This window comes from Xanthobacter sediminis, from assembly GCF_043195015.1.
Classification (GTDB): domain Bacteria; phylum Pseudomonadota; class Alphaproteobacteria; order Rhizobiales; family Xanthobacteraceae; genus Xanthobacter.
The window spans coordinates 1-1,611 of the sequence record NZ_JBAFWH010000049.1 but is presented as its reverse complement, the minus strand read 5'-3'; the positions used below and the strand labels follow the sequence as shown (position 1 = coordinate 1,611).

At 67.0% G+C, this 1,611-nt stretch carries 1 protein-coding gene; it reads left to right on the top strand.

All coding sequences use genetic code 11. The features are described from left to right. The first annotated feature begins 119 nt into the window (after positions 1-119). On the top strand, positions 120-1,166 hold the full coding sequence (locus V5F61_RS21135) for an IS110 family RNA-guided transposase (RefSeq protein ID WP_393990626.1): 1,047 nt from the start codon (positions 120-122) through the stop codon (positions 1,164-1,166). Positions 1,167-1,611: the final 445 nt, after the last annotated feature.

The following is a 1,611-nucleotide window of genomic DNA, read 5'->3' as shown; positions in this document are numbered from 1 at the left end:
TTAGCCGGGGTACTGACCAGTGCCCCTTCGCCAGCGATCTGGTGGTGGCGATGATGCCCTCCTGCGATCCAGGAACGCGGCGCGTGATGCTCCGTCCGGATCGGCGACGGAGGCGAACCATGGACTTCTATGCGGGACTGGACGTGTCGCTCGAGACGACGCACGTGTGCGTGGTGAATGCCGAGGGCAAGGTCATCCGGGAGGGGAAATTGCCCTCCGATCCGGATGCCATCGAGCTGTTCCTGGCCGAATGGGGCGTCCACCTCAAGCGCGTCGGGCTGGAGGCCTTCTCGTTCAGCGCCTGGCTGTTCTCCGCCCTCGACGACAAGGGCCTGCCGGTGTTCTGCATCGAGACCCGCCACACCAAGGCGGCGCTGAACGCCATGCTCAACAAGACCGACAAGAACGACGCGCGCGGCATCGCGCAGCTGATGCGCACCGGCTGGTTCCGCGCGGTCCACGTCAAGTCGCGTGAGGCGCAGGCGCTGCGTGTCCTGCTCGCCGGCCGCAAGGCGCTGCTCGGCAAGGTGATCGACATGGAGAACATGATCCGCGGCGTGATCCGGCCGTTCGGGCTGAAGGTCGGCGAGGTGTCGACGGGCAGGTTCGAGGCGCGGGTGCGCGAGCTGGTCGCCGGCCTCGGCGAGCTCGAACAGATCATCGCGCCGCTGCTCGCGGCCCGCGCGGCGATGCGGTTCGAGTTCGCCCGCATGCATCGCATGGCGCTGGCGGCAGCGCGCAACGACAAGGCGGTGCGGCGGATGATGACGGTGCCCGGCGTCGGAGCCATCGTGGCGCTGACCTTCCGCGCCACGGTCGATGATCCCACGCGGTTCAAGAAATCCACGACCGTCGGCGCCCACTTCGGGCTGACGCCGCGCCGCTACCAGTCGGGCGAGACCGACTGGTCGGGCCGCATCTCCAAATGCGGGGACGAGGCGACACGGGCGATGCTCTACGAGGCGGCGATCGCCATCCTCACGCGCATCCCCAAAAGCTTCAAGCTGCGGCTCTGGGGGCTTCGGCTGATGAAGAAGAAGGGGCTGAAGAAGGCGGCGACCGCGGTGGCGCGGGCGCTCAGCGTGCTCCTGCACAAGATCTGGGTCGACGGCTCGACCTTCCGATACGGCGCCGGCCTGAAGGGCGGCCGGCTCGCTCGCGCATAATGGAGGTGTGAGCGATCCGGCCGCTCCCACCATCGGCGTCACCAGGTTCCGCCACGGCGGAGCGGCGTCTCCCGGGGAGACGGGGATTTGGGCGAGATCGAAACTTGACGTGCCGGCGTCCGCCTTCGGGCGAAACCGCACGGCGCTTGTTAGCCTGACCGCCTGGTCTCCAGATCCCGGAATGTGGCGGACCTTATGCCGACCACGGACGTTAGCGAGTGCTCCTCGGAGAGACATGCGCCGCACCTCAGCGTGACGAAGTTGGACGGGACCGGCCGCAGCGCGGACAGACGGCGGCGCCCGCGCGCTCCGGCGCGCGGCTGCGTGCGTCATCGCAAGTAAAAGCGGCTTTACGGATCAGTCTGTCGGTGGCAGACTGAAATGGAGAGGCGTTGTCTCCACAGCTTGTTGCTGAACAACAACAAGTTAGAGTCAGTACGTTAGA